The following is a 23,788-nucleotide window of genomic DNA, read 5'->3' as shown; positions in this document are numbered from 1 at the left end:
GTATTAAAAAGTATAAATTGTAAGAATACAAGCTAGACTTTTGTTATACGAAAAATGGTTTAGGTCATTGGGTGACTAAACCCAAGACCTAAACCTTATTCTTTAAACTGAGTTTAACTATTTAAGCTCAACAACAGCTCCAGCTTCTTCTAAAGATTTTTTAAGACCTTCAGCCTCTTCTTTAGAAACACCTTCTTTTACATTACTTGGTGCGCTATCAACTACATCTTTAGCTTCTTTCAAACCTAAACCTGTAAGTTCTTTTACTAATTTCACAACAGCTAATTTAGAAGCACCAGCTTCTTTCAATACAACTGTGAATTCTGTTTGTACTTCTTCAGCAGCAGCTTCTCCACCACCTGAAACTACTACAGCTGCAGCAGCTGGTTCGATTCCGTACTCATCTTTTAATATTGTTGCTAATTCGTTAACTTCTTTTACCGTTAGGTTAACTAATTGTTCTGCGAATTGTTTCAAATCTGCCATTTTTTCTATCGTTTTAAAATGATTTGTAAAAATATAATTTATTTATTGTGCGCTTTTTAAAATAAAACTTAGACTATAAAGTCGGTTTTATTATGCTTCTACTTCTTCTGTAGCCTCTTCGCTTTTTGCGAATTGGTTTTGAAGAGCAGAAATAACTCTTTGAGCTGGTGATTGAAGTAATCCAATGATTTCGCCGATAAGCTCTTCTTTAGATTTAATAGTTGCTAATGCATCTAATTGATCATCTCCAATATAAATTTCAGAGTTAATATAAGCTCCCTTTAATACAGGTTTAGCTGATTTTTTTCTAAAATCTTTAATTATTTTTCCAGGTGCATTTGCAACATCTGAAATAAATATAGCACTATTACCTGTCAATACAGAAGGTAAGTCACCATAATCATTATCAGAAGCTTCCATTGCTTTTGCAAGCAAAGTGTTTTTTACAACCTCTAATTTTATACCTGCTTTAAAACAAGCTCTTCTCAAGCTTGAAGTAGTCTCTGCATTAAGTCCTGAAATATCAGATATGTAAATGATATTTGTACCAGCTAACTGTGCAGTTAAATCTTCAATCGCGATTGATTTTTCTTCTCTAGTCATACTAAAAATTATTAACTACCAATTATACTGCTTTTGGATCCAATGCAATTGCAGGACTCATAGTGCTTGTAAGGTGAATACCTTTAATGTAGGTACCTTTAGCAGCAGTTGGCTTAAGTTTGATTAATGTTTGAATAATTTCGTGTGCATTGTCATAAATTTGCTCAGCTCCAAAAGAAACTTTACCAATTCCTGCATGTACGATACCAGTTTTATCAACTTTGAAATCGATTTTACCAGCTTTAACTTCTTGAACAGCTTTTGCAACATCCATAGTTACAGTACCTGTTTTAGGGTTTGGCATTAAACCTCTAGGTCCTAAAATACGACCTAATGGACCTAATTTACCCATAACAGCAGGCATAGTGATGATAACATCAACATCTGTCCAACCGTCTTTAATTTTTTGAAGGTAATCGTCAAGACCTACATAGTCTGCACCAGCTGCCAAAGCTTCCGCTTCTTTATCCGGAGTAACCAATGCTAATACTTTAACATCTTTACCAGTTCCATGAGGTAATGTTACCACACCTCTTACCATTTGATTCGCTTTTCTTGGATCTACACCCAATCGAACTGCGATATCAACAGACTCATCAAATTTTGCAGAAGCAATAACTTTTATCAATGCAGCTGCATCTTTTAAAGAGTATAATTTGTTCTTTTCAATTTTTGAAGCAGCCTCTTTTTGCTTTTTTGTCAATTTTGCCATGTCTTTCTCTTAATTAAAAAGGAGAATCTCCTGATACAGTTATACCCATAGATCTAGCTGTTCCAGCAATCATGCTCATAGCAGATTCGATTGTGAATGCATTTAAATCTACCATTTTATCTTCAGCAATTGCTTTGATAACATCCCAAGTAACGCTAGCTACTTTTTTACGATTTGGTTCACCAGATCCTGACTTTAGCTTTGCAGCTTCCAATAACTGGACTGCCGCTGGAGGAGTTTTTACAACAAAATCAAATGATTTGTCTTTATACACAGTAATTTGTACTGGGCATATTTTGCCGGGTTTATCTTGAGTTCTAGCATTAAATTGCTTACAGAATTCCATGATGTTTACCCCAGCAGCTCCTAAAGCAGGTCCAACCGGTGGCGACGGGTTCGCAGCACCTCCCTTAACTTGTAGTTTAACTACCTTACTAATTTCTTTAGCCATTTTTTAAAAAATTTAACACTACAATCATTGGAAGCGATTGTAATGGATATTATAGATGTAACAAAAAATTATACTTTTTCAACTTGCATAAAACTTAACTCTAATGGAGTTTTTCTTCCGAAAATCTTAACCATTACTTCAAGCTTACGCTTTTCTTCATTGATTTTTTCAACAGTACCGTTAAAACCATTAAAAGGTCCATCAACAACCTTAATAGTCTCTCCAATGTTAAAAGGAATAGAACGAGTATCTGTATTCACAGCCAACTCATCTACTTTACCTAACATTCTGTTTACTTCAGAAATTCTCAATGGCACAGGCTCTCCACCTTTGATTTCACCTAAAAAACCAATAACACTTGTTATAGACTTAATAATATGAGGTATCTCTCCAATAAGATTAGCTTCAATCATAACATAACCAGGAAAATAAACTTTGTCTTTGATTATTTTTTTCCCCTCTTTTACTGTAACTACTTTCTCAGTAGGCACTAAAACTTGCGAAACATAATCTCCCATTCCTAGTCGCGCGATTTCGGTTTCAATATAAGCTTTCACTTTATTTTCTTGCCCGCTTACCGCTCTAACGACATACCACTTCTTAATAATATTATCTGCCATAACAAAAAAAATTATGCTTTTATCCAGTTAAAAAATCCAGCCAAAGCTTTTGCGAAAATTTCATCTACTCCCCAAGTTGCCAAAGCGAATAATACTGAAAAAACAGCAACAACAATCGTTAGACGTTGCACCTCAGCCCAAGCCGGCCAAGTTACATTTGACTTTAATTCCTCAAATGCTTCTGATATGTAATTAACAACTTTTGTCATTATGATTTATTTTTTTGCACGGGCGGAGGGATTCGAACCCCCATCAACGGTTTTGGAGACCGCTATTCTACCCTTGAACTACGCCCGTAGAATAAAAAGTAGTGCCATCGTTAAACGACACTACTTTTTGAATTTATTTTTAGTAGATTATCCTACAATTTCAGTTACTTGTCCAGCACCTACTGTTCTACCACCTTCACGGATAGCGAAACGTAAACCAACGCTCATTGCGATTGGGCTTAACAAAGCAACATTAATAGTTAAGTTGTCTCCTGGCATTACCATCTCTACACCTTCTGGCAAAGTAATAACTCCTGTTACGTCAGTTGTACGAACGTAGAACTGTGGACGGTAGTTATTATGGAATGGAGTGTGACGACCACCTTCTTCTTTTTTCAAGATATAAACCTCTGCTTTGAAAGTAGCGTGTGGTTTAACTGAACCTGGCTTAATGATAACCATTCCTCTTTTGATAGATTCTTTATCAACACCACGCAACAATAAACCTACGTTATCTCCTGCTTCACCTCTATCAAGGATTTTACGGAACATCTCAACTCCTGTAATAGTAGAAGTTAATTTTTCAGCTCCCATACCAATGATTTCAACAGCATCTCCAGTATTAGCAATACCAGTTTCGATACGACCTGTAGCAACAGTTCCACGACCAGTAATTGTAAATACATCCTCAACCGGCATCAAGAATGGTTTTTCTGTATCACGAACCGGCTCTTCAATCCAGCTATCAACAGCTTCCATTAATTCAATGATTTTTGGTACCCAAGCTGGATCATTATTCAATCCTCCAAGAGCAGACCCTTGAACAACTGGACAATTATCTCCATCATATTCGTAGAAAGACAATAAGTCTCTAATTTCCATTTCAACAAGTTCTAATAACTCAGCGTCATCAACCATATCCACTTTGTTCATGAAAACTACCATTCTAGGAATACCAACCTGGCGACCTAAAAGGATGTGCTCACGTGTTTGTGGCATTGGTCCATCAGTTGCAGCTACAACTAAAATTGCACCGTCCATTTGAGCAGCACCAGTAACCATGTTCTTTACGTAATCCGCGTGACCAGGACAGTCAACGTGTGCGTAGTGACGGTTAGCAGTTTCGTACTCAACGTGTGATGTATTAATTGTAATACCTCTTTCTTTTTCTTCAGGAGCATTATCAATTTGATCAAATGATTTTGCTTGACAGTAACCAGCATCAGATAACACTTTTGTGATTGCTGCTGTTAAAGTAGTTTTACCGTGATCTACGTGTCCGATCGTACCAATATTTAAGTGTGGTTTCGAACGGTTAAAGGTTTCTTTTGCCATTTTACTTAATTTTTAATCTAGTTTATATATTTATTTCAATTTCCTACTTACTTGAGCCAACTACGGGAATTGAACCCGTGACCTCTTCCTTACCAAGGAAGCACTCTACCTCTGAGCTAAGTCGGCAGAACCCTTGATTAAAGAGCTTAGATTCCTCATTTTAAACTTTTCAATCTAAAAATTCGCAATCTAAAATTAATTCTTGTGGGGAGAGCAGGATTCGAACCTGCGAAGTTCACACAGCAGATTTACAGTCTGCCCTCGTTGGCCGCTTGAGTATCTCCCCTACTTTTTCTATCGTCAAACCTTTACAGTCTTGAGCCGGCGGAGGGACTCGAACCCACGACCTGCTGATTACAAATCAGCTGCTCTAGCCAACTGAGCTACGCTGGCGAATCAATAAAAAAAGTCCGCTATTTCTAACGGACTGCAAATGTAGAGATTTTATCTCTCAATCAAAACATTTTTTAAAAAAAATTCATATTAAATGTGCGAACTTATTTTTTCTTTCCTTTTTACTAACATTCTCTCTAAGGATTCTGCCGAAAGCTCAACTGCCTCTTCAAAAGTTTTACATTGCTTTTTTACCAAAAAATCATCTCCTGGAACATTGATTTTTACCTCGGCAATTTTATTTTCTTTATCACTTGTCTTTTCAACCTTCAAAAAAACATCTGCTGATACTACTTTGTCATAATACTTTTCCAACTTGTCCATTCTCTCTTGAACAAAATCTACTAGCTTTTTGTCAACAGTAAAGTTAACTGCATGAACACTTACCTTCATAATCATTTTTTTTAATAGTTAAACATTTCTCAAAATTACTTCCGACCCCGTGGATGCGCTTCTTTATACACACTTTTCAGTTCTGATAAACTACTGTGCGTATATATTTGCGTCGATGCCAGACTAGAATGACCTAATAATTCCTTGACTGAATTTAAATCCGCTCCATTATTTAACAAATGCGTTGCAAAAGTATGTCTCAATATATGGGGGCTCTTTTTTACTTTTTCAGAGACAGTACTAAAGTAAGAATTTATTAATCGATACACAAAGGAATCATTTAATTTTAACCCTTTTTTTGTGAGAAATAAATAATCATGATCTTCAATAGACAACAAACTCTCCCGCTCTTTCAAGTACAAAGCGAACTGCTCTTTTATTATTGGCAAAACAGGAATAATTCGCTCCTTATTTCGCTTTCCTAACACTTTTATTGTACTGCCAGACAAATCAACATTTGTTATTTTTAAACTTATCAGTTCTGCTCTACGTATCCCTGTAGTATAAAACAAATCAATGACAAGTTTATTTCTAACTCCTTCAAAGCCGGCTGCACTTTGCGCTATATCCAAAACATCAATAACCTCCTTTTCAGAAAAAGGAATCTGCAACAACTTTGGAGCCTTTAACGCTTTGTGCTTCAACAATGGACTTACTTCTATTTGCTTTGTTTTTAATAGAAATTTATAAAATGCTTTTAAGGATGCAATTTTTCTATTAACTGAGGTATTTGATATGTCATTATCAACAAGAGACACAATCCAACTTCTAATTTGACTATAATTAACCTGCTCAATATTTTGTTGGTCAAAATGTATCGTATTGAATGATTCAAAAGAAGTAATATCATTACAATATGCCGTAACGGTATGTGAAGAATATTTTTTCTCCAACTGTAGATAATCCCGAAATGCGTCTTTATTAGTAGTCATAAAAAAACCGTTAGCATCAAAGTTATAAAACTTTTAATGACTAACGGTATTTTATTTTAATAGATATTGACTAACTCTCTAAGTTATCTCTCATATTTTGGATATAAGCCGCTTTTTGAATTTTGATTCTATTTGTTACTGAAGGCTTAATAAAAGCAGTACGTGCTCTTAATTGACGAACAGTTCCTGTTTTATCAAATTTTCTTTTGTAACGTTTTAACGCTCTATCGATATTTTCTCCGTCTTTAATTGGTATAATTAACATAATATAGACACCCCCTTTCTTTAAGTGTGCAAAAGTAAACATTATTTTGAATTACGAGTCATGAATTATAGATTATTTTTGGGCGTGCCGGTGGACACCTCTTTTATCATTCACAAAACGTCAATTCGTCCACCGTCAGGCTGTCCGTTTCAAGTCCTCATTGCATTCCGGGCTTTCCTCTTCTATCCTTCACGCAAAAAAAAAGAGCCAAGCTACAATTTAATGCATTTTGGCTCTTTTTACTATATTCAAATTTTCAAAAACTATCCTTTCAATAAATTTCTGGAAATCACTATTTTTTGAATCTCGGTAGTTCCTTCTCCAATAGTACATAATTTAGAATCCCTGTAGAATTTCTCTACCGGATAATCCTTGATATAACCATAACCTCCATGTATTTGCACTGCCTCATTTGCTACTTTCACACACACTTCTGAAGAATACATTTTAGCCATCGCTCCCAATGTGGTAACTGGCCTGTGTTTCTCTTTCAAGAAAGCTGCTTTGTGCAACAATAATTCCGAAGCTTCAATCTCAGTTGCCATATCAGCTAACTTGAATGAAATACCTTGAAATTCTGAAATTGGCTGTCCAAACTGATGTCTTTCTTTCGAATATTTCAAAGCTGCTTCATACGCTCCTTTTGCGATTCCTAATGACAATGCGCCAATAGAAATTCTTCCACCGTCTAAAATTTTCATCGCCTGGATAAAACCTTGTCCTACTTCTCCTAATCTGTTTGCATCAGGAATACGACAATTATCAAAAATCAATTCAGCAGTTTCACTGGCACGCATGCCTAATTTATTTTCTTTTTTACCAGATGTAAAACCTGACATTCCTTTCTCAAAAACAAAAGCTGTCATTCCTTTTGAATCTCCTTTTTCACCAGTACGAACAATTACAACCGCAATATCTCCAGAGATAGCATGCGTAATGAAATTCTTAGCTCCATTTACAATCCAGAAATCTCCGTCTTTTTTTGCAGTAGTATTCATTCCTCCAGCATCAGAACCTGTATTGTGTTCCGTCAATCCCCAAGCACCAATATGCTCAGCAGTAGCCAGCTTTGGAATCCATTTTTTCTTCTGCTCCTCGCTTCCAAAAGTCAAAATATGATTGGTACACAACGAATTATGCGCAGCAACAGATAACCCTATTGAAGGATCAACTTTTGATATTTCTTCTACTATAGTAATGTATTCATGATATCCTAACCCCGAACCACCTAGTTCTTCCGGCACTAAAACTCCCATAAAACCCATTTCACCTAATTTTTTAAATAACGGCACAGGAAATGTTTGAGCTTCATCCCATTCCATTATGTTTGGTCGAATTTCTTTTTCAGCAAAATCTCTTATAGATTGCGCAATCATTGATTGCGTTTCGTTGTAGTCAAAGTTCATTGTAATAGTGTTTTGTTTTAAAAGTCCAAATATAAGCCAATTATTTTTGCTTTATCAACAGGAAATCCCTTAATTTTTGTTAAATCCTCAATATTGTTAATATTTCCTCTCATACTTCTATAGGTAACAATTTCTTTTGCCAAAGCATATCTGAAATAATAAAATTGAGAAAGTTCTTTTAAAGAGGCATTATTAACATCTATTTTCTTAATATTCGGAAGTACCGAAACTTTAAAATGAGAATTTAAGTTCTCAATCACTTCAGGTGATAATCCCCAAACATCTTTCATTTGTTCCATGGAAACAAACCCACCTAAATTTTCTTTTTGTTTTAAAATTCGCAAAGAAATCGCCTCACCTATTCCGTAAATTTTTATCAAATCCTCTTTGGTTGCCTGATTGATATCGATTATAATAATTTTTTCTTTTTTGGCGAAAGCCTTATTTGGATATTTATTATACTCTTTAAATTCTTTCTTATTATTTACCCAATCAGGGAATTTAAAATAAGGAGCTATGACATTTAACAATGAATCCGAAATTTTAGTTACGTTTTGAAACTCCTTAGGTGAATTAACGTATTTATTTTCTTTTCTAAAAACTAGCAAGCGATCAATTTCTTCCACTGACATTCCTAACTTATATCCTTTATAATCAGTTATGAAATTAGGATTAAAAAGATACATTTTTGGAGACTCTTTTTCGGACTCCCTTTTCATGGAATCAATTTCAGATTGAAGGGAAAGCCATTTTTGTTTATCAGGATATTCTTTTGTTTCAAAACCAAAGTCCACAAAAAAATAAATCATTTGCAAAAGAATAATAATTGCGAATAAAACAAAAATACCCGTACGTTGCTCTCGAGTAAAATTGAAGAAACTTCGCAGTGTTTTAAAATTCATTTATAATATCAGGATTAGTGTAGTAAATTAAGATTCCTAAATTTATAAATTAAATCAAGACCTATCACTTTCTAAGAAAAAATATTTGAAAGAAGTAAAACTTATTTCAAAAACAAAGTGAAATTCAGCACACCTAATGCCAAAAAAAGTTTTTTCTCATACTAAACCCCAAATAAAGACAGGTAAATTACTTTTTTATAACTTAAAATTCAATTATTGTTTTTATTTTTTATAAAAAACTATACATTTGGAGCTTAATAACAAACAAAACCATATAACCCATGTCAATTTGGAAAACTAAACCACTGTCGGTATTGCTAAATGAAGCATCAGAATCCGAAAAAGGATTAAAAAGGACTTTGTCTTCACGTTCATTAGTAGCACTTGGAGTTGGAGCAATTATTGGAGCAGGATTATTCTCGTTAACAGGAATTGCTGCCGCAGAACATGCTGGTCCAGCAGTTACACTTTCATTTATTTTAGCCGCCGTAGGATGTGCTTTTGCAGGACTTTGTTATGCTGAGTTCGCATCAATGATACCAGTAGCAGGTAGTGCTTACACGTACTCCTATGCAACTATGGGAGAATTTATGGCTTGGATTATCGGTTGGGATTTAGTTCTTGAATACGCATTAGGAGCAGCTACAGTAGGGGTAAGTTGGTCTCGCTATTTACTCGAATTATTAAATAAATACGGAATACATCTTCCACATGATTTGATATGTTCGCCCTGGGAAACATTAAAATTAAGCGACGGAACTATAATAGAAGGTGGAATCATTAATCTTCCTGCTATTTTTATCGTTTCGATGCTATCTTTACTTTTGATAAGAGGAACTAAAGAATCTGCGTCTATAAACAACTTTCTAGTTGTTGTAAAAGTAATAGTGGTTATCATGTTTATTGTTTTAGGTTGGAGCTTTATTGACACTGCTAATTACACACCTTACATTCCTGAAAACACAGGAGTTTTTGGAGAATTTGGATGGTCAGGAATTGCTGCAGGAGCTGGAACTGTATTCTTTGCCTTCATTGGTTTTGATGCTGTTTCTACAGCTGCTCAAGAGGCAAAAAATCCACAAAAAGGGATGCCAATTGGTATTTTAGGATCTCTTATTATTTGTACTATTTTATACGTATTATTTGCTCACGTAATGACTGGACTTGTTCCTTATAATGAATTTGCAGGAGATGCTAAACCAGCAGCAACTGCATTTGCAAGAACCGGATATACCTTTTTACAAACTGGTTTAATCGTAGCTATTTTAGCAGGTTATACTTCGGTAATGCTTGTGATGTTAATGGGACAAAGTCGTGTTTTCTATACAATGAGTAAAGATGGTTTATTACCTTCTTTCTTCAGTGATATTCATGCAAAATTCAGAACACCTTGGAAAACGAATCTTTTCTTCATGGTATTTGTAAGCCTTTTTGCAGGTTTTGTACCAGTAAGTGATTTAGGTCACATGGTAAGTATTGGAACATTATTAGCCTTCGTTTTAGTATGTATCGGAGTTTTAGTAATGCGTAAAAAAATGCCAGATGCACCAAGATCTTTCCGCACACCTTTAGTACCATTTGTACCAATTGCAGGAATCCTAATCTGTTTAGCCTTGATGTATTCATTACCAAATGAAAGCTGGGCGAGACTTGTTATTTGGATGGCATTAGGTGTTGCTATTTACTTTGTTTACGGAAAGAAAAACAGTAAATTGAACAATCCAGACAAATAAAATTTCATCATAAATAAAAAAGGGATTATAAAGTATCAACTACTTTATAATCCCTTTTTTTGTTTATAGCTATTTACAAATCAAAAACTGAAGTCCGCTTGGCGCGAATTAAATCCTTCAAACGAATCCAAAAAGCCAACGTGAGGTAGACCGCAAACCACAACCCTACAGTAACAAAAGACAAATAGATAAAAAACAATCGCACACTACTGGCACGCATTCCCAAAGTATCAGCTAAACGAGAGGAAACATGAAAACCATGTTTTTCAAAAAAGAACTTTAGTTTAATTACTACTGACATTTTATGAGTTATGAATTATGAGCAAAATTACGATTTTTTCGAATAAACAAATGACCGAATCAACAAATCAACATTTTTTCATCAATTCCGAACCTATAACACATTCTAAACACTTACTTTTATTACAATACTCATTCTTCAGTTGCAACAAAGATTGCGTTTCAAAAGCAGTTTTTGACTGTATTCCAAAAGAAGTAAATTTTTCAATAATAGCATTTTTCTCTGCAACAACTTCATTTAAAAGCTGTATTAAATCCTCCGAAATTTCTTTTCCCTGACTTTTAGCAAAAGCAAATTGAATTGGAATTATAGTATTTATGACAATTAAATCAATGAAAGATTTAGATAGTTTTCTCTGTTTCATCGGACTTTCTTTATCAAACTGATAATGGTTTTGCCAATACTCCGAAGCCGTAATCTGAAACAATTCGTAAGTACTTTTTAATGAACTTAAACTATTTATTTTCGAAAATAAATTCTGCTGACTATGGTATAAATTAGCTAATTGTGAGAGTCGTATCGTCGGAAAATTATCTGGACGATGCTTGAAAAACTGTACTGGTTCTATACAAACTTTCTCTATTTGATACTTATGCAACAAGTAGAAATACCTGAATTTTAAATCCTTAAAATAGTTATCTTCTTTTTCGGAGTCCAATAATCCGGTAGTGCCAAAAATTAATGCTTCTATATTTTCCACTTCAAAACTTTCCTTTCTAATTATCGAAAAAGGAATAGATTGCGCCATTTTATAAAAGATTTCTCCGTTTGTATTTAAACCAAAATTCTTAGCCAACAAACAGAACAAAACTCCTTCCCAATCTTGATTGGTTTGTTCCAATAAATCAAATATGGGTTGGGATTTTCTTTCTAACCGTTCAAAAAACAACCGTTCTTGCCAGTTTTTCAATGCAAACTCGTCAACATCTTTTAGCTGCTTTTCGCAAAAAATCCATGATTTTGGAGTCATTAAAGACTGGTAGTTTTCCAGAGTCGCTTTCTCGACATATTCTTTTAATTCTAAAACAGGAATTTCAGAATTGTCGCTTCTAAAAACTGCTACATCATGCTCCCAAACCACATGCAAAATTACGTTTTCATAACCCGCATCTTTTTCGTGATGATGCACGTACCAATCAGAAGATTTTATATGAATTTCAATATTTCCTGCCCATTTTTGAGCACCAATAACTATCTGAGCATTAAAAAAGTCAGGACCTGCCAATTCAAGATATTGACCTACATTGACAATTGTAATTTCCTCGTTGTTGACCGTTTTTAAATTCAAAGTGTCAAACTTCTTAAATCTCCAGAGGTAATGCAGAAAATCTTCTTTCATTTGTTTAAATTTAAAGAATCAGATACTAAAGTAACGAAAATTATTACAAATAAAAGCATCTAAATGCTATGACAAAAAAATATTTTTCATCTCCAATATAAAGAAACATCGGCTAAAAATCTTATCCTAATTTTTTATATTTGCGTTCCTAACTCTATTACCATGAAAAACCACTTCATTTTATTCTTTGTTTTTTGTTCTGTCTTTTCAGCTCTGGCTCAAAAAAATATCAAATCAATAAAAATAACTTATACCAGAAGTTCAAACGGAACCCTTATTGAAAACCAAGATCCCATTTTAGTTTTTACCAATGAACTAAAAACACAAATCACTTCTGAATCCATATTCAATAAAAAAGCCTCATACCCTTTCGAATACTACAACATCTATAGAGAAAACAATAGATATGACCAGTTTGCAAATCTAAATGAGAACAAAATTATTTACACAACAGATAGTCTTTCATTAGCAAAACAAAATTTTGAGATTACCAATGAAACCAAAACTATTTTAGGTTATGCCTGCAAAAAAGCAAAAACAGTAATCAACTCAAATACCATTGAATTATGGTTTACCAATGATTTAAAAGTAAAAGGTGCACCAACAATCTTAGGACAAAATCTAGGTTTAGTGCTCGAAATGGTTAGAAATGGGAATTATATTACCGCTGCCACAAAAATTGAAGTCCTAAAAGAATTTCCAATAATAAGAAAAAGTGAAACTCCACAAAGAAAAGTAGATTTATTAACGTACAAGGATTTAATCTGGAAAAGTCGATTTACCAATATTGCTGTTTTTGACAAAGAAATCATCAACTTTTCGAATACATCCCAATCAAATGACAGCATCTTACGCTTTGCCAATGGAACTATAATTCTCAAAAAAGTAAAAATCCCAGAAATCAAAAAAGGAAATCGAATTTTTGTCGATGTAACAGAGCAATCAAACGGTGACGCTTATGATAGAACCGGTTCCGTATTTTTAATTCCTACAGACAAAAACATTTCATTTCTTGATGGCTTGAAAAATGGAGTAAAAACGTTGCCTATATACGAAAATGGAAATGGTGAAAAATATCAAGGTGTGATTCGAACAGAAAATTACGCTCCTCTTTTAGAATTGATGCGCTTTTTTACTCCTTTTGGCGTAAAGCAGTTCAATACGCTGCAATTGAAGAACAAAGTGTGGCAAGACAGCGTATATTACCGTCAAGATATTTCAGAAATGCTTCCTGCTTTGAGCAATAAAGAGGTCTGGATTGGTATGAATATTGGCAATTATGACAAAGGCGGACACAAGGCAAGTTTGAATATTTCTATACATCCAGAAGAAGAAAATAAGCCAAAAAACACATGGTTATTACCTCTTTTTAACACTAATAATGTAATGGAAATGGCCGGCCAGCAATACGCAACCATGTTCAACACCGATAAAGGATTGGAAGTGACTTTTGATGTTCCCGAAGGTTTTAAGAATTTCAAGTTACGCTACATCACCACAGGTCACGGCGGCTGGGAAAACGGAGATGAATTTGTACCTAAGAAAAACACCATACTCGTTGATGAAAAAGAAGTTTTTGCATTTACGCCATGGCGAACGGATTGCGGTTCCTATCGATTGAGTAATCCCGCATCTGGAAATTTCAGCGACGGATTATCTTCTTCTGATTTAAGTCGTTCCAACTGGTGTCCAGGAACAGTAACTAATCCTATTTATATTGATTTAGGAAATCTTTCACCTGGAAAACATACGATACAAATTAAAATACCTCAAGGCAAACCAGAAGGATCTAGCTTTAGCTCGTGGAATGTTTCAGGTTGTTTAATAGGAGAATAAAAAATAGAATTCGGATTTTTTTGCCAATATAAAAAACCGGTAAGTTATCTCAAAATGTACAATTTGGCACAAGCCCGAGCATCTGATAATGCTTCGTGATGGTTTAAAGCTATATTCATTTCTCGACAACAATCACTTAATTTAGTTGGTTTCAATCCTTTGGCTTTGTAAATTTTTACAGTGCATTCCCAACGCGAAGCGATATTCAAATCGGCATAATCAAAACCATAAAGCGCCATTGATTTAGCAAGGACATTTCTGTCAAAACTTTCATTATGAGCCACAACTACTCTATTTTGCAAACGTTTTTGAATTTCAGGATACACTTGTGCAAATGATTTTGCATTCACCGTATCACGTGGATATATCCCGTGAACTTGAATCGTAAAAGGAGAATACAGATTATTTGGAGGCTTAATTAAACTAACAAACTCATCTACAATTATTCCGTTTTCAACGGTAACAATTCCTACCGAACATGGATGGAATGCAGTTGCGGTTTCAAAATCTATGGCAGTGAAAGTCATATTATATGTTTGTTATAAATCTGAAAAGCCACAAATTTAACGAAATAAACTCGTCAAATTCATGGCTTTAAAAATTTTAATATTTTGATTCTAAAATTTTTACTTTATAGATCCAATAATATCATATTTGGTAATAATATGGTGACTTCCATTTTCTAATTCAATCAAAACTGCTTCATTCTCTTTAGTAAATAATCGAGAAACTTCTTCTATTGAAGTTCCAAATTTCACTATTGGAAATGGTTTCCCCATAACTTCTTTTATAGGCTTATCAGCAACATTTTTATCGGCAACATAACTTTGAAACAAATCACTTTCATCAACAGAACCTACAAAACCTGTAACATCAATCACCGGAATTTGAGAAATTTTGTATTTACGCATTCTTTCAATAGCGTGCGAAACTAATTCCTCGGTACGCACAACAATCAATGGTTTATCGATATGATCTTTGATTACATCTTCGGCTTTTGTAATTTCTTCGTCAAGAAAACCACGTTCACGCATCCAATCATCGTTGAACATTTTACCTACGTAACGACTTCCTGAGTCATGGAAAAGAACGACAACAACATCTTCAGGCTTAAAATGTTCTTTAAGCTGCAACAATCCTTTTATTGCTGCTCCTGCTGAATTACCTACAAATATTCCTTCTTCAAGTGCAATTTTACGGGTATAAACCGCTGCATCTTTATCAGTTACTTTTGTAAATCCATCAATCAAAGAAAAATCAACATTTTTGGGAAGAATATCTTCTCCAATTCCTTCTGTGATATACGAATAGATTTCATTTTCATCGAAAATTCCTGTTTCATGGTATTTTTTAAATACTGAACCATACGTATCAATTCCCCAAATTTTAATGTTTGGATTTTTCTCTTTCAAATATTTAGCCACACCAGAAATTGTTCCGCCAGTTCCTACACCAACAACAAAATGAGTGATTTTACCTCCTGTTTGCTCCCAAATTTCCGGTCCTGTTTGTTCGTAATGCGCGATAGCATTTGAAGGATTATCGTATTGATTCACATACCAAGAATTAGGTGTTTCTTTGGCTAATCTTTTGGAAACTGAATAATAGGAACGTGGATCAGTAGGCTCGACATCAGTAGGACAAACCACTACTTTAGCTCCTACTGCTCGAAGGATGTCCATTTTCTCTTTAGACTGTTTATCTGAAATCACACAAATCAGTTTGTATCCTTTTATAATGGCTACTAATGCTAATCCCATTCCTGTATTCCCAGAAGTTCCTTCAATAATGGTTCCGCCCGGTTTTAATCGTCCATCAGCCTCTGCATCTTCAATCATTTTTACTGCCATTCTATCCTTTACAGAATTTCCCGGATTGAAAGTTTCTACCTTAGCAAGTACTAAAGCATCTACTTCTGCAGTTACTTTATTCAGTTTTACTAAAGGTGTGTTCCCTATTGTGCCTAATATATTTTCTGCGTAGCGCATTTTATGTTGAATTTAAGATTGTGATTTGTTGTAAATACTAATACAAAGATAGTATTTTGTTATAAAAATATTCTGGTTTACGGAATTTTGCGTTAGTGATGGTAGCGACATCCTTTACTTGCTTCCTTTAAGCAAGTAAAGATACAGTGGACAGCGCGGGAAACGCCCAAGAAAAAACATTTAAAAGGTATATTATTGCCCGAAATTAATTAAAGAAGTTCCAAATTAACCCGAAACGAATCGTGAAATCACGCGATGGATTATTTGGTGAGGAATAAAAATTATTACCCATTAGAGACGAATTAAAATGCTCCGCTTTGAAATAAATACGTGTTCTTTGAATCTTTGCGTTTATAAAAAAATCAAAGTTTGGATGATTTCCAATTTGTTTATCATTTTGCACAAAAAACTCTCCAATAACCGGATTGTAATCACTTGCATAATATTTCGAGAAATAATTCAATACAATTCCTGTTTGCAAAAATAAAGCACGTTTGAATAAATAATTGGAGTAATAAAACGTATTTCTTGTTACTATTTCAGGAACATTTAAAATGGCATCTTGCTGCTCTACTTTTTGATATAAAATAGTATTGTCTAAAGCGAAGTTTCCAAATGTCAATTCTCTACTTAATTTTACAGATAAGTAATTTATAGTCCCATCGTATTGTGACGGAGCCACTATTTGTGTTTTTGCGATTGCTTGTTCAGAAGTTGACGCATCATTAAAATACAAATGATCTTTTAAAACTGAAAATTGTACTTCTGCATCTAACCATGGAGTAATTGCATTAGCGCTAATTGTATTTATTTTTTCGTTCTTGAAATCATTTGACCAATTGTACTGAACGTAACTACTTTGATGTAGATTGTAATTACTATTTGGCAGTTTATTTATGTTCTGGTATTGAAATGAAAATTGGGTTTCGTCATTAAGATCATAATCTAATTTAGCATCAAGATTTGATAAAGACTGAGCCGTTACTGATCTTGAGTATAAAAACTTACCATTCCATTTATTTTTTCTATATTCATATTGACCACCAACACTATTAATTTCCTGACTGAATGAACTTGGTATCACATTTTGATTATCAAAAATCAATATCTGGTCGTAATAATAATTCGATCTAAAATCATCTGCAAAAAACTGGAATTTACCTAAAATAGTATTCTCATAAACCAGCCCAACTCTATTGTACATTTTATTATAACGCGTTTGGTCATTTATCCCGCTACTTTTAAAAGATTCCCCAAATCTATATACAATTGTGTTTCCTACTGTTGATGGAACGGTAGCTTGGTTGTATTCAAAAAATTTATTTTCGTAATTAAACTGATGGGTTAAATACAAGTTATTATTCCCTTTTTCTGAATTTATCCTGAAATTATGGTCCAAAAATATTCTTTTCCCTTTAAGAAAGGACTTCGCATCTGAAAAATAAACTTCAAATCTTTGGCGATTATTATAGTTTGGATCTTCACTTTCGAAATCATCTATTGTTGTTATTCCACCATTTTCCTCATTCAAAATATCTTGAAAAGTATAATGTGCTTTAGCGAAATAGCGTTTATTCTTGGTGTTATAACTAGTGGTGAATCTAAAATTACCAGTACTGGATAACTGATTAATATATTCTCCTTCTGAACGCAAACCTTTGTATGCAATAGAAAAATTAAGATTTTCAGAAGTATTCAAGGTTATAAATGCATCTACAGATTGTCCTTTTCTAACAGTAGTTTTAAAATACAATTCGGTCACAGGAGTAGCTACAGAACTGTACCTTATTTGGTTTGCTTCTAAAAAATTGAAATGTTTTGCTTTAAAACCAAATTCCGGATAAGGTGAAAAATCGGTTAAACTATATTGTAATGTATTATAGGTTTGCCCATCATTTGCAAAAGGTAAAAGCCCAAAAATATCTTTTCGCAAATAATTATGACTGTATTCTTTTTGAATGGTAAGAGAAGTATCTATGTAAGTTGTATCATTTTCGATTGTAATAAAACGATACATGTCAATGGTAGCGATTTTTTCACTTATCTTTTTAATCGAATCAGAACTATTATATTTATTATCAATTCTCAATTTTTGAATCTTTTTCTCTTGAGAAAATAATAGAACCGGAAATGTTAAGAAACAAAACAAAAATAATATTCTCATTTGAAAGAAATCTAATTAGTCGATTAAAAAAAATAATCAAGCAAAGATATATTATTAAGAGATATAATTAAAAAAAGAAATGCCAATATGAATTCAAACTGAATTAATTAAAATAAGAGTTGGTAGATTAATCCGTTTACAGAACGCCCCTTATGTTTTAAGAGCCGAAGTTATTTTTATTATCATTTATTATTTTTGTCGGTTAGCAATAATAAATGATATGACTCCAGCTATTTATTTACAAAAAAAAGAGTGTTTTGTTAGTCACAAAACACTCTTTCTATTTTTTTTGAAAAACTCTTTACGGGTTTATTTCAAAAGCAGTAACTTCTGTACATCCGTAAGCTCCAGTACCAGATGCGTGCTTAATAATAGAACAGTCTAATTTATAACCACCATCATAAACACCATCATTTTGACCATCACAATAAATATCTTCCATTATAAGAGTATACTTCCCGTTTGGTAAATTAATATTATGTGTATAAACTTTTCCTCTACTTGCAGTAGATGAAGCAGGTCCATATGTTCCAGGAGGTATTGACGCAACTACTACTCCAGCAGCATTTCTAATTTTCCAAGAAGTTTCTTCTGCATAGGCATCAGTAGTTACAGTTAACACAACATTATTACAAACCACCTTTTTGTTATAATTTATAGTTGCAACATCGTTAAAGGCTGAACCTCCAGCAGGTGCTACTAGTTTTACAAGTAGTGTATATGCTATACCATCCTGTAGAGAATTAGTATTTAAAGTAACATCTAAAGTTCCTTCATAAGATCCAGCGGGAATTGTTGCTACACCTATTGAATAAGAAACAGCTGCACCAGTTGACTTAACATCTGCAACCGCTTGAAATGTTCTTGCAACATCAGAAATTGTCGTAACACTTACTGGTATAGTAACTGTTGTTCCCGCAGGAGGGACAGTAATGTTATAACTTCTTGTAGTAAATTGAACACCCTCTTGGCCATTTACATTATCAAATACTACACTCTCGCTTTCACAACCTACAATTACCCCCATAAAAAGGGCAATTACGGTTATTTTTAATAAATATTTTTTCATAATACAATAGTTAAATTAGTTAGTATAACCAGGATTTTGTTGGTCTTTTATACCAGTATTAGCACTAAGCTCACCAACAGGGATAGGCATTGTAAATCTATAATCAGTATTTGGTATAGTACAAGCATTATATATACTACAGTCCGCTGGATCTCTATCAATAGAAACACCCGCTTTAACACCCAAACGTTTTAAATCTAAGTATCTGTGCCCTTCAAAACACAACTCTATTCTACGTTGTTTCAAGATTTCAGCAAATGCCGCTTGTGCTGTAGTTGGAGTAGCAATAACCGGAGCTGTACCCGCAACAAATCTAGCATTAGTAACCGCTTGTAATTGCGCAGCTACACCTGCAAAGTTTCCAGCATCAGCAAGAGCTTCCGCTTTTAAGAAATACATTTCCGGAGTTCTAAAGATTTTAATATCATTCAATTGAACAATACCACCTGAACCAGGATACTTACCAATAACAATTCTATTTCCGGCAGGATCAGAAGAAGGACTTAAAAAAGCACGTCTTCTGATATCATTTGGATTATTAAGTAAATTGTATAAACCAGTACTCATTTCATAAAAAGGAGAACCATTTATAGTACTATTAACAGATGCCCATGTTGCATTTATCAATCTATTTCCAGGAACACGCTCTAGTTTGAAAATAACTTCATTCTGAGTAGCTGTAGGTATAGCTACATCAGTCCAAATATTTAAATATAACGACGTAGCTTCTGTAGCTACAGTAGCTGATCTAGGAGTCAAAGGATAAGCAGCAATTAACTCATCAGCTAAAGCAGTTACTTCAGCATATTTACCTCTGTATGCTGCCATTCTAGCTCTAAAAGCTTTCACAAAATCAGTTGAAACAAAAGTACGTGAAGTATTAACTGCATTAGTAGACAATGAAGAAACAAAATTTAAATCTTCATTAATTAATGCAAAAACTTCACCATTCGTATTTCTTGGTAATTGATCAGTAACAAGCGGTACAAAATCAAGTTTAATAACACCAAGGGCGCTGTCATCAGCCATATTTGTTGTAAAATGACTTAACAATACAAAATGCCCCCAAGCTCTCAATATATGTGCTTGTGCCAATATGTTTTTGTATGCCGCTTCATTAGCAGCAGTTGGAGTAACAAGCTTAGCTCCTGCGATAACTCTATTCGCTCTATTTATTAAAGAATAATTAGAATACCATATTGCCGAAGGATCACCTGAGGCCGCAGTTAGATTAAAAACATATTCACCACCATTCAATCCTTGACCACCATTGGCAAAACCAATAGCAACTTCATCTGTAAAGACTGTGCTAAAAGCTATAGCGTTTTCACCTGCAACAGCAGCATAAACACCATTAAGACCTAATTGCAAATCATCTACGGTCTGAAAAGTAACATCTGGACCTAATTCACCAGGCTGAATAATATCAATCGCATCTTCACATGAAGAGAAAAATGACACGATCAATGCTAATAAAATAAAATTAATTTTTTTCATATCTTTTTATATTAAAATTCTAATTGTAATCCTACAGAAACGATTTTTGGAGTAGGGTATTGGTATTGGTCAGCAGTACGTGGGCTTTCAGCATCCCAACCTCTCCACTTAGAGAATGTAACTAAGTTTTCTCCTTGCACAAATGCCTTCACAGTTTTGAAAGGCGTTTTGTCTAATAGTTTTTTAGGAACATCATATCCAAAAGATGCAAATCTTAGTCTTACATATGAAGCATCTACTAAATAACGGTCTGAATTATTTTGCGCAGCATAATTAGCAGCTCTCAATGCAGGAATATCGGTAACTCTATTGTCAGCCGTCCAAGCATTTAATAAATCAGCAGAAATATTAAATACTCCTACATTATTTGTTGGATTCTGTAATCCTTGTAAATCGAAATCAATTCTATACACTTCAGCAGCATAAGAAAAATTGGTTGTTAAGAAAAAACCTTTATAGCTTGAATCAAAACCAAATCCTCCTTGATACAATGGAATTCTGGACTTACCAGTAAGAACTCTATCAACGGTTGGGTTAGGATTCTCAGTAATTTCTCCAGCAGCATTTAAGAAAAGTAAATTACCATTAGCTGGATTAACTCCTTGATATCTTGTAAGAAAAAATTCATCAATAGTAACACCTTCTTGAATAACAGTAGTTCCATTATCAATTAGTCCTGTAGTTCCAGCTATATCAAGAATTGTATTTTTATTATAAGCACCATTAAAGTTCAAAGTTAAATTAAAACCATTAGCACTTTTAATCAAATCGTAATTTAAAGTAGCTTCAACTCCTTTATTTTCTAATGCCCCAAAATTAGCATTTATAGTAGGTGTAGCATTAACCGCTGATAAGGGTACTGGAATAAACAAATCTGTCGTTTTCTTTCTATACACATCAAATGAACCACTCAATCTACCTTTAAAAACCTCAAAATCAAGACCTATATTTGCTTGAGCAGTTGTTTCCCAACGTAAATCCGGCACTGCCAACTGAGAAAGTATAAAAGACTGAGTCCCATTATAACCAACACCAGTAGTATATAGCTCTCTAGTATTATTTAAAGCCAAGTATGTTCCATTTAAAACGTCTTGATTACCAGATGTTCCATAAGACCCTCTTAGTTTAAGAGCATTAATTACAGATCCTTGCATGAAAGCTTCTTTGTCAATATTCCAACGACCACTTAATGAGTAAAAAGTACCCCATCTGTTGTCTCCTGCGAATCTAGAAGAAGCATCTCTACGAATAGTAGCTCCAAAACCATATTTGCTGTCATAATCATAATCAGCAGTACCAAAATAAGAAAACAAACCTGTTTCTTGTTTAAAAGCACCTACAGTAGGTACAAATCTATCATTAGCTGGGCCATCTAAAATGTATCCAGTACCCGCTCCAGGAGAAGTAGTTTTAGGATTTAAACCTCTTTGTCTAAAATTAAAACCATTTCTATGTGCTTTGATGTATTCAACATATGCACCTGCATTTACAGTGTGCTTCTCATTAAAAGTACGGTTATAATTCAAACGAGTATTTGAAGTTATAGCTGCATCTCTTTCGAACAATTGGTCTTCAAATTCAGGTGCAGTTGCAGCTCCAGCAAAAAGAAGTGAATTAAAAGCACTTGGGCTTTGCCAAGTATATAGATTTTGTTGAGTATAATCTAATGCTATAGATGTACCAATACTTAAATCTTTAGTGATTTTATAACCACCTTCAATATTAATCAATCCTTTTAATTCATCAATTCTATTTTCAAAAGTCTTTAACTTATCAATAAGAAATAATGGAGTTAGCAATAAAGTTCCTCCTTGTGTACCATAATCTGCAAAAAGTTGCGCAGATGTGCTATACTCACTAGGTGTAATGTATGGCGCACTATTATTAGCTCCAAGCACATAATTTTGATTTACACCTCCTGTACCAATAGCGTTTGCTTCATTTCTTCTAGAAAAATTGATAGATGTAGTAGTAGAATAGGTTAATTTTTCATTATTAGATTTACCACTTATATTACTTCTAAAACTGAATCTTTTCAAATCAGATCCTTTCAAGATACCTTGCTGATCAAAATATCCAAGAGAAGTAAATGAAGTCATGTTTTTTCCTCCAGCAGATAAGCTCAAAACTTGATTTTGAGTTACACCAGTTCTAAAAAAATAATCATTCCAGTCTGTATTTGGTGCTGCAGCAATCTGAGCATCCGTCATTGGACCACCATTAGGACCAGTAGTAAAACCTCTTCCTCTACCATATGCTCTCTCAGTAGTAAGCAATTCTTGAGAGTTCATCAAATTGTATTTAGTTTTTTGTAAAGTTGAAAAACCAGTAGTTGATGAATATTTAACGCCTAACGCTGAATCAAAACTACCTTTTTTAGTTTTAACAATAATTACACCATTTGCTCCTCTATTACCATAAATAGAAGTTGCACCAGCATCTTTAAGAACAGAAACTGATTCAATATCATCAGGATTTATACTTCTAAAGTTATCAGAGTTCAAAGGAATTCCGTCTATAACGAATAATGGCTCGACTTTACCGTTGATAGAACCTGTACCTCTAATAATAATTTGGCTATTCCCTCCAGGTTGTCCTGTTCCTGATGTAATATTCAAACCAGAAACTTGCGCCTGTAAAGTTTGAATAAAAGAGGCATTAGGTCTTCCCTCAATAGTTTTAGAACTAACAGTTACCGAGGCAACGTTAGATTTCGCTTTTGTTTTAGTTACATTGTAACCTTCAACGATAACATTTTCCAATACAGTAGTATCATCTTCAAGCTGAACATTAATTCTATTTTGAGCACCTACCACAACAGTAACAGGTTTTGACCCAACAATAGAAATAACTAATCTTTCTCCAACGGAAGCTTTGATAGAAAACTCTCCATTGAAATCGGTTTGTACTCCACGACTTGTACCTTGTACAACAACATTTACCCCCGGCATAGTCATTTGATCGGATTTAGAAGTAACAGTACCCGAAACAGTTTTCTCTTGCGCAAAGGAAAACTGAATAAAAAACGCTAAACATAGCGTAAGAATCCAAGTAAACTTTGATTTCATAAATAATTTTTTTGAGTTAGTTAAAAAACAAAACTATTAATTTATTATTAATTAACAAACATTTAATAGTTAATATTATAGGTTTT

Annotated in this window: 22 protein-coding genes and 4 tRNA genes; 2 read left to right on the top strand and 24 right to left on the bottom strand. The window is 33.8% G+C overall.

From position 1 onward, the window contains the following. Nucleotides 1-117: 117 nt before the first annotated feature. From rplL to CLV00_RS07530, 16 genes are all read right to left on the bottom strand, one after another. The gene (gene rplL / locus CLV00_RS07605; protein WP_035670434.1) at nt 118-486 is read right to left on the bottom strand and encodes a 50S ribosomal protein L7/L12; all 369 of its coding nucleotides are present in this window, start codon (nt 484-486) and stop codon (nt 118-120) included. Nucleotides 487-576: 90 nt separating this feature from the next. Then, nucleotides 577-1,089, bottom strand: a complete 513-nt coding sequence (gene rplJ, locus CLV00_RS07600) for a 50S ribosomal protein L10 (protein WP_099714545.1) — start codon at nt 1,087-1,089, stop codon at nt 577-579. 22 nt (nt 1,090-1,111) lie between these two features. Then, the gene (gene rplA, locus CLV00_RS07595) at nt 1,112-1,801 is read right to left on the bottom strand and encodes a 50S ribosomal protein L1 (RefSeq protein ID WP_039111376.1); all 690 of its coding nucleotides are present in this window, start codon (nt 1,799-1,801) and stop codon (nt 1,112-1,114) included. Nucleotides 1,802-1,814: 13 nt separating this feature from the next. Next, nucleotides 1,815-2,252, bottom strand: coding sequence for a 50S ribosomal protein L11 (rplK, locus tag CLV00_RS07590; RefSeq protein WP_035639405.1), 438 nt, complete (start codon nt 2,250-2,252; stop codon nt 1,815-1,817). A 68-nt stretch (nt 2,253-2,320) separates the two neighbouring features. Next, nucleotides 2,321-2,872, bottom strand: coding sequence for a transcription termination/antitermination protein NusG (nusG, locus tag CLV00_RS07585; protein ID WP_099714544.1), 552 nt, complete (start codon nt 2,870-2,872; stop codon nt 2,321-2,323). An 11-nt stretch (nt 2,873-2,883) separates the two neighbouring features. Continuing rightward, the gene (gene secE / locus CLV00_RS07580) at nt 2,884-3,081 is read right to left on the bottom strand and encodes a preprotein translocase subunit SecE (protein WP_039109059.1); all 198 of its coding nucleotides are present in this window, start codon (nt 3,079-3,081) and stop codon (nt 2,884-2,886) included. A 17-nt stretch (nt 3,082-3,098) separates the two neighbouring features. Continuing rightward, nucleotides 3,099-3,169: transfer RNA gene (locus tag CLV00_RS07575), tRNA-Trp, on the bottom strand. A gap of 59 nt (nt 3,170-3,228) precedes the next feature. Beyond that, on the bottom strand, nt 3,229-4,416 hold the full coding sequence (gene tuf, locus CLV00_RS07570; RefSeq protein ID WP_099714543.1) for an elongation factor Tu: 1,188 nt from the start codon (nt 4,414-4,416) through the stop codon (nt 3,229-3,231). 54 nt (nt 4,417-4,470) lie between these two features. Further along, a tRNA-Thr gene (locus tag CLV00_RS07565) sits at nt 4,471-4,542 on the bottom strand. 79 nt (nt 4,543-4,621) lie between these two features. Further along, nucleotides 4,622-4,702, bottom strand: a tRNA-Tyr gene (locus tag CLV00_RS07560). A gap of 33 nt (nt 4,703-4,735) precedes the next feature. After that, a tRNA-Thr gene (locus CLV00_RS07555) sits at nt 4,736-4,809 on the bottom strand. A gap of 90 nt (nt 4,810-4,899) precedes the next feature. Beyond that, nucleotides 4,900-5,202 (bottom strand): ribosome hibernation-promoting factor, HPF/YfiA family, encoded by a 303-nt coding sequence (gene hpf, locus CLV00_RS07550; protein ID WP_099716279.1) that lies wholly within the window; start codon nt 5,200-5,202, stop codon nt 4,900-4,902. Nucleotides 5,203-5,237: 35 nt separating this feature from the next. Continuing rightward, on the bottom strand, nt 5,238-6,134 hold the full coding sequence (locus tag CLV00_RS07545) for a tyrosine-type recombinase/integrase (RefSeq protein ID WP_099714542.1): 897 nt from the start codon (nt 6,132-6,134) through the stop codon (nt 5,238-5,240). A gap of 70 nt (nt 6,135-6,204) precedes the next feature. After that, the gene (gene rpsU / locus CLV00_RS07540; protein WP_035670421.1) at nt 6,205-6,399 is read right to left on the bottom strand and encodes a 30S ribosomal protein S21; all 195 of its coding nucleotides are present in this window, start codon (nt 6,397-6,399) and stop codon (nt 6,205-6,207) included. Between the two features lie 263 nt (nt 6,400-6,662). Next, nucleotides 6,663-7,805 (bottom strand): acyl-CoA dehydrogenase family protein, encoded by a 1,143-nt coding sequence (locus tag CLV00_RS07535; protein WP_099714541.1) that lies wholly within the window; start codon nt 7,803-7,805, stop codon nt 6,663-6,665. A gap of 17 nt (nt 7,806-7,822) precedes the next feature. Continuing rightward, a complete protein-coding gene (locus CLV00_RS07530; protein ID WP_369800923.1) occupies nt 7,823-8,614 on the bottom strand; it encodes a ComEA family DNA-binding protein in 792 nt (263 codons plus the stop codon). A 374-nt stretch (nt 8,615-8,988) separates the two neighbouring features. Here CLV00_RS07530 and CLV00_RS07525 point away from each other — a divergent pair, with 374 nt between their 5' ends. Further along, on the top strand, nt 8,989-10,440 hold the full coding sequence (locus CLV00_RS07525) for an amino acid permease (RefSeq protein ID WP_099714539.1): 1,452 nt from the start codon (nt 8,989-8,991) through the stop codon (nt 10,438-10,440). A 73-nt stretch (nt 10,441-10,513) separates the two neighbouring features. Here CLV00_RS07525 and CLV00_RS07520 read toward each other — a convergent pair whose 3' ends face one another. Both CLV00_RS07520 and CLV00_RS07515 read right to left on the bottom strand, forming a co-directional pair. Next, on the bottom strand, nt 10,514-10,741 hold the full coding sequence (locus tag CLV00_RS07520) for a PspC family transcriptional regulator (RefSeq protein ID WP_099714538.1): 228 nt from the start codon (nt 10,739-10,741) through the stop codon (nt 10,514-10,516). Between the two features lie 67 nt (nt 10,742-10,808). Next, nucleotides 10,809-12,080, bottom strand: coding sequence for a DUF2851 family protein (locus tag CLV00_RS07515; RefSeq protein WP_099714537.1), 1,272 nt, complete (start codon nt 12,078-12,080; stop codon nt 10,809-10,811). Between the two features lie 162 nt (nt 12,081-12,242). Here CLV00_RS07515 and CLV00_RS07510 point away from each other — a divergent pair, with 162 nt between their 5' ends. Next, the gene (locus CLV00_RS07510) at nt 12,243-13,916 is read left to right on the top strand and encodes a GLPGLI family protein (RefSeq protein WP_099714536.1); all 1,674 of its coding nucleotides are present in this window, start codon (nt 12,243-12,245) and stop codon (nt 13,914-13,916) included. Between the two features lie 44 nt (nt 13,917-13,960). Here the strand turns inward: CLV00_RS07510 and CLV00_RS07505 are convergent, their stop codons facing one another. The 6 genes from CLV00_RS07505 to CLV00_RS07480 all read right to left on the bottom strand — a co-directional run bounded on the left by CLV00_RS07505 (nt 13,961) and on the right by CLV00_RS07480 (nt 23,702). Continuing rightward, nucleotides 13,961-14,443, bottom strand: a complete 483-nt coding sequence (locus tag CLV00_RS07505) for a 3'-5' exonuclease (RefSeq protein WP_099714535.1) — start codon at nt 14,441-14,443, stop codon at nt 13,961-13,963. A 99-nt stretch (nt 14,444-14,542) separates the two neighbouring features. Next, nucleotides 14,543-15,904 carry a pyridoxal-phosphate dependent enzyme gene (locus CLV00_RS07500; RefSeq protein WP_099714534.1) on the bottom strand — a complete coding sequence of 454 codons (1,362 nt, stop codon included), beginning with the start codon at nt 15,902-15,904 and terminating at the stop codon, nt 14,543-14,545. A gap of 205 nt (nt 15,905-16,109) precedes the next feature. Next, complete coding sequence (locus tag CLV00_RS07495) at nt 16,110-18,068, bottom strand: putative porin (protein WP_099714533.1); 1,959 nt, start codon at nt 18,066-18,068, stop codon at nt 16,110-16,112. 301 nt (nt 18,069-18,369) lie between these two features. After that, entirely contained in the window at nt 18,370-19,137 is a 768-nt protein-coding gene (locus tag CLV00_RS07490) for a hypothetical protein (protein ID WP_099714532.1), read from the bottom strand. A gap of 15 nt (nt 19,138-19,152) precedes the next feature. Next, complete coding sequence (locus tag CLV00_RS07485; RefSeq protein ID WP_099714531.1) at nt 19,153-20,634, bottom strand: RagB/SusD family nutrient uptake outer membrane protein; 1,482 nt, start codon at nt 20,632-20,634, stop codon at nt 19,153-19,155. Between the two features lie 11 nt (nt 20,635-20,645). After that, nucleotides 20,646-23,702 carry a SusC/RagA family TonB-linked outer membrane protein gene (locus CLV00_RS07480; protein WP_099714530.1) on the bottom strand — a complete coding sequence of 1,019 codons (3,057 nt, stop codon included), beginning with the start codon at nt 23,700-23,702 and terminating at the stop codon, nt 20,646-20,648. Nucleotides 23,703-23,788 lie beyond the last annotated feature (86 nt).

The sequence above is a fragment of the Flavobacterium sp. 11 genome, from assembly GCF_002754315.1.
Lineage (GTDB): Bacteria > Bacteroidota > Bacteroidia > Flavobacteriales > Flavobacteriaceae > Flavobacterium > Flavobacterium algoritolerans.
The sequence above is the reverse complement of the archived record's forward strand: the minus strand, read 5'-3'. Positions and strand labels throughout refer to the sequence as shown.

What these genes read in the sequence shown, in the direction of transcription:
- rplL (WP_035670434.1), bottom strand. Translation starts at nt 486, where the DNA reads ATGGCAGATTTGAAACAATTCGCAGAACAATTAGTTAACCTAACGGTA.
- rplJ (WP_099714545.1), bottom strand. Translation starts at nt 1,089, where the DNA reads ATGACTAGAGAAGAAAAATCAATCGCGATTGAAGATTTAACTGCACAG.
- rplA (WP_039111376.1), bottom strand. Translation starts at nt 1,801, where the DNA reads ATGGCAAAATTGACAAAAAAGCAAAAAGAGGCTGCTTCAAAAATTGAA.
- rplK (WP_035639405.1), bottom strand. Translation starts at nt 2,252, where the DNA reads ATGGCTAAAGAAATTAGTAAGGTAGTTAAACTACAAGTTAAGGGAGGT.
- nusG (WP_099714544.1), bottom strand. Translation starts at nt 2,872, where the DNA reads ATGGCAGATAATATTATTAAGAAGTGGTATGTCGTTAGAGCGGTAAGC.
- secE (WP_039109059.1), bottom strand. Translation starts at nt 3,081, where the DNA reads ATGACAAAAGTTGTTAATTACATATCAGAAGCATTTGAGGAATTAAAG.
- tuf (WP_099714543.1), bottom strand. Translation starts at nt 4,416, where the DNA reads ATGGCAAAAGAAACCTTTAACCGTTCGAAACCACACTTAAATATTGGT.
- hpf (WP_099716279.1), bottom strand. Translation starts at nt 5,202, where the DNA reads ATGAAGGTAAGTGTTCATGCAGTTAACTTTACTGTTGACAAAAAGCTA.
- CLV00_RS07545 (WP_099714542.1), bottom strand. Translation starts at nt 6,134, where the DNA reads ATGACTACTAATAAAGACGCATTTCGGGATTATCTACAGTTGGAGAAA.
- rpsU (WP_035670421.1), bottom strand. Translation starts at nt 6,399, where the DNA reads ATGTTAATTATACCAATTAAAGACGGAGAAAATATCGATAGAGCGTTA.
- CLV00_RS07535 (WP_099714541.1), bottom strand. Translation starts at nt 7,805, where the DNA reads ATGAACTTTGACTACAACGAAACGCAATCAATGATTGCGCAATCTATA.
- CLV00_RS07530 (WP_369800923.1), bottom strand. Translation starts at nt 8,614, where the DNA reads ATGATTTATTTTTTTGTGGACTTTGGTTTTGAAACAAAAGAATATCCT.
- CLV00_RS07525 (WP_099714539.1), top strand. Translation starts at nt 8,989, where the DNA reads ATGTCAATTTGGAAAACTAAACCACTGTCGGTATTGCTAAATGAAGCA.
- CLV00_RS07520 (WP_099714538.1), bottom strand. Translation starts at nt 10,741, where the DNA reads ATGTCAGTAGTAATTAAACTAAAGTTCTTTTTTGAAAAACATGGTTTT.
- CLV00_RS07515 (WP_099714537.1), bottom strand. Translation starts at nt 12,080, where the DNA reads ATGAAAGAAGATTTTCTGCATTACCTCTGGAGATTTAAGAAGTTTGAC.
- CLV00_RS07510 (WP_099714536.1), top strand. Translation starts at nt 12,243, where the DNA reads ATGAAAAACCACTTCATTTTATTCTTTGTTTTTTGTTCTGTCTTTTCA.
- CLV00_RS07505 (WP_099714535.1), bottom strand. Translation starts at nt 14,443, where the DNA reads ATGACTTTCACTGCCATAGATTTTGAAACCGCAACTGCATTCCATCCA.
- CLV00_RS07500 (WP_099714534.1), bottom strand. Translation starts at nt 15,904, where the DNA reads ATGCGCTACGCAGAAAATATATTAGGCACAATAGGGAACACACCTTTA.
- CLV00_RS07495 (WP_099714533.1), bottom strand. Translation starts at nt 18,068, where the DNA reads ATGAGAATATTATTTTTGTTTTGTTTCTTAACATTTCCGGTTCTATTA.
- CLV00_RS07490 (WP_099714532.1), bottom strand. Translation starts at nt 19,137, where the DNA reads ATGAAAAAATATTTATTAAAAATAACCGTAATTGCCCTTTTTATGGGG.
- CLV00_RS07485 (WP_099714531.1), bottom strand. Translation starts at nt 20,634, where the DNA reads ATGAAAAAAATTAATTTTATTTTATTAGCATTGATCGTGTCATTTTTC.
- CLV00_RS07480 (WP_099714530.1), bottom strand. Translation starts at nt 23,702, where the DNA reads ATGAAATCAAAGTTTACTTGGATTCTTACGCTATGTTTAGCGTTTTTT.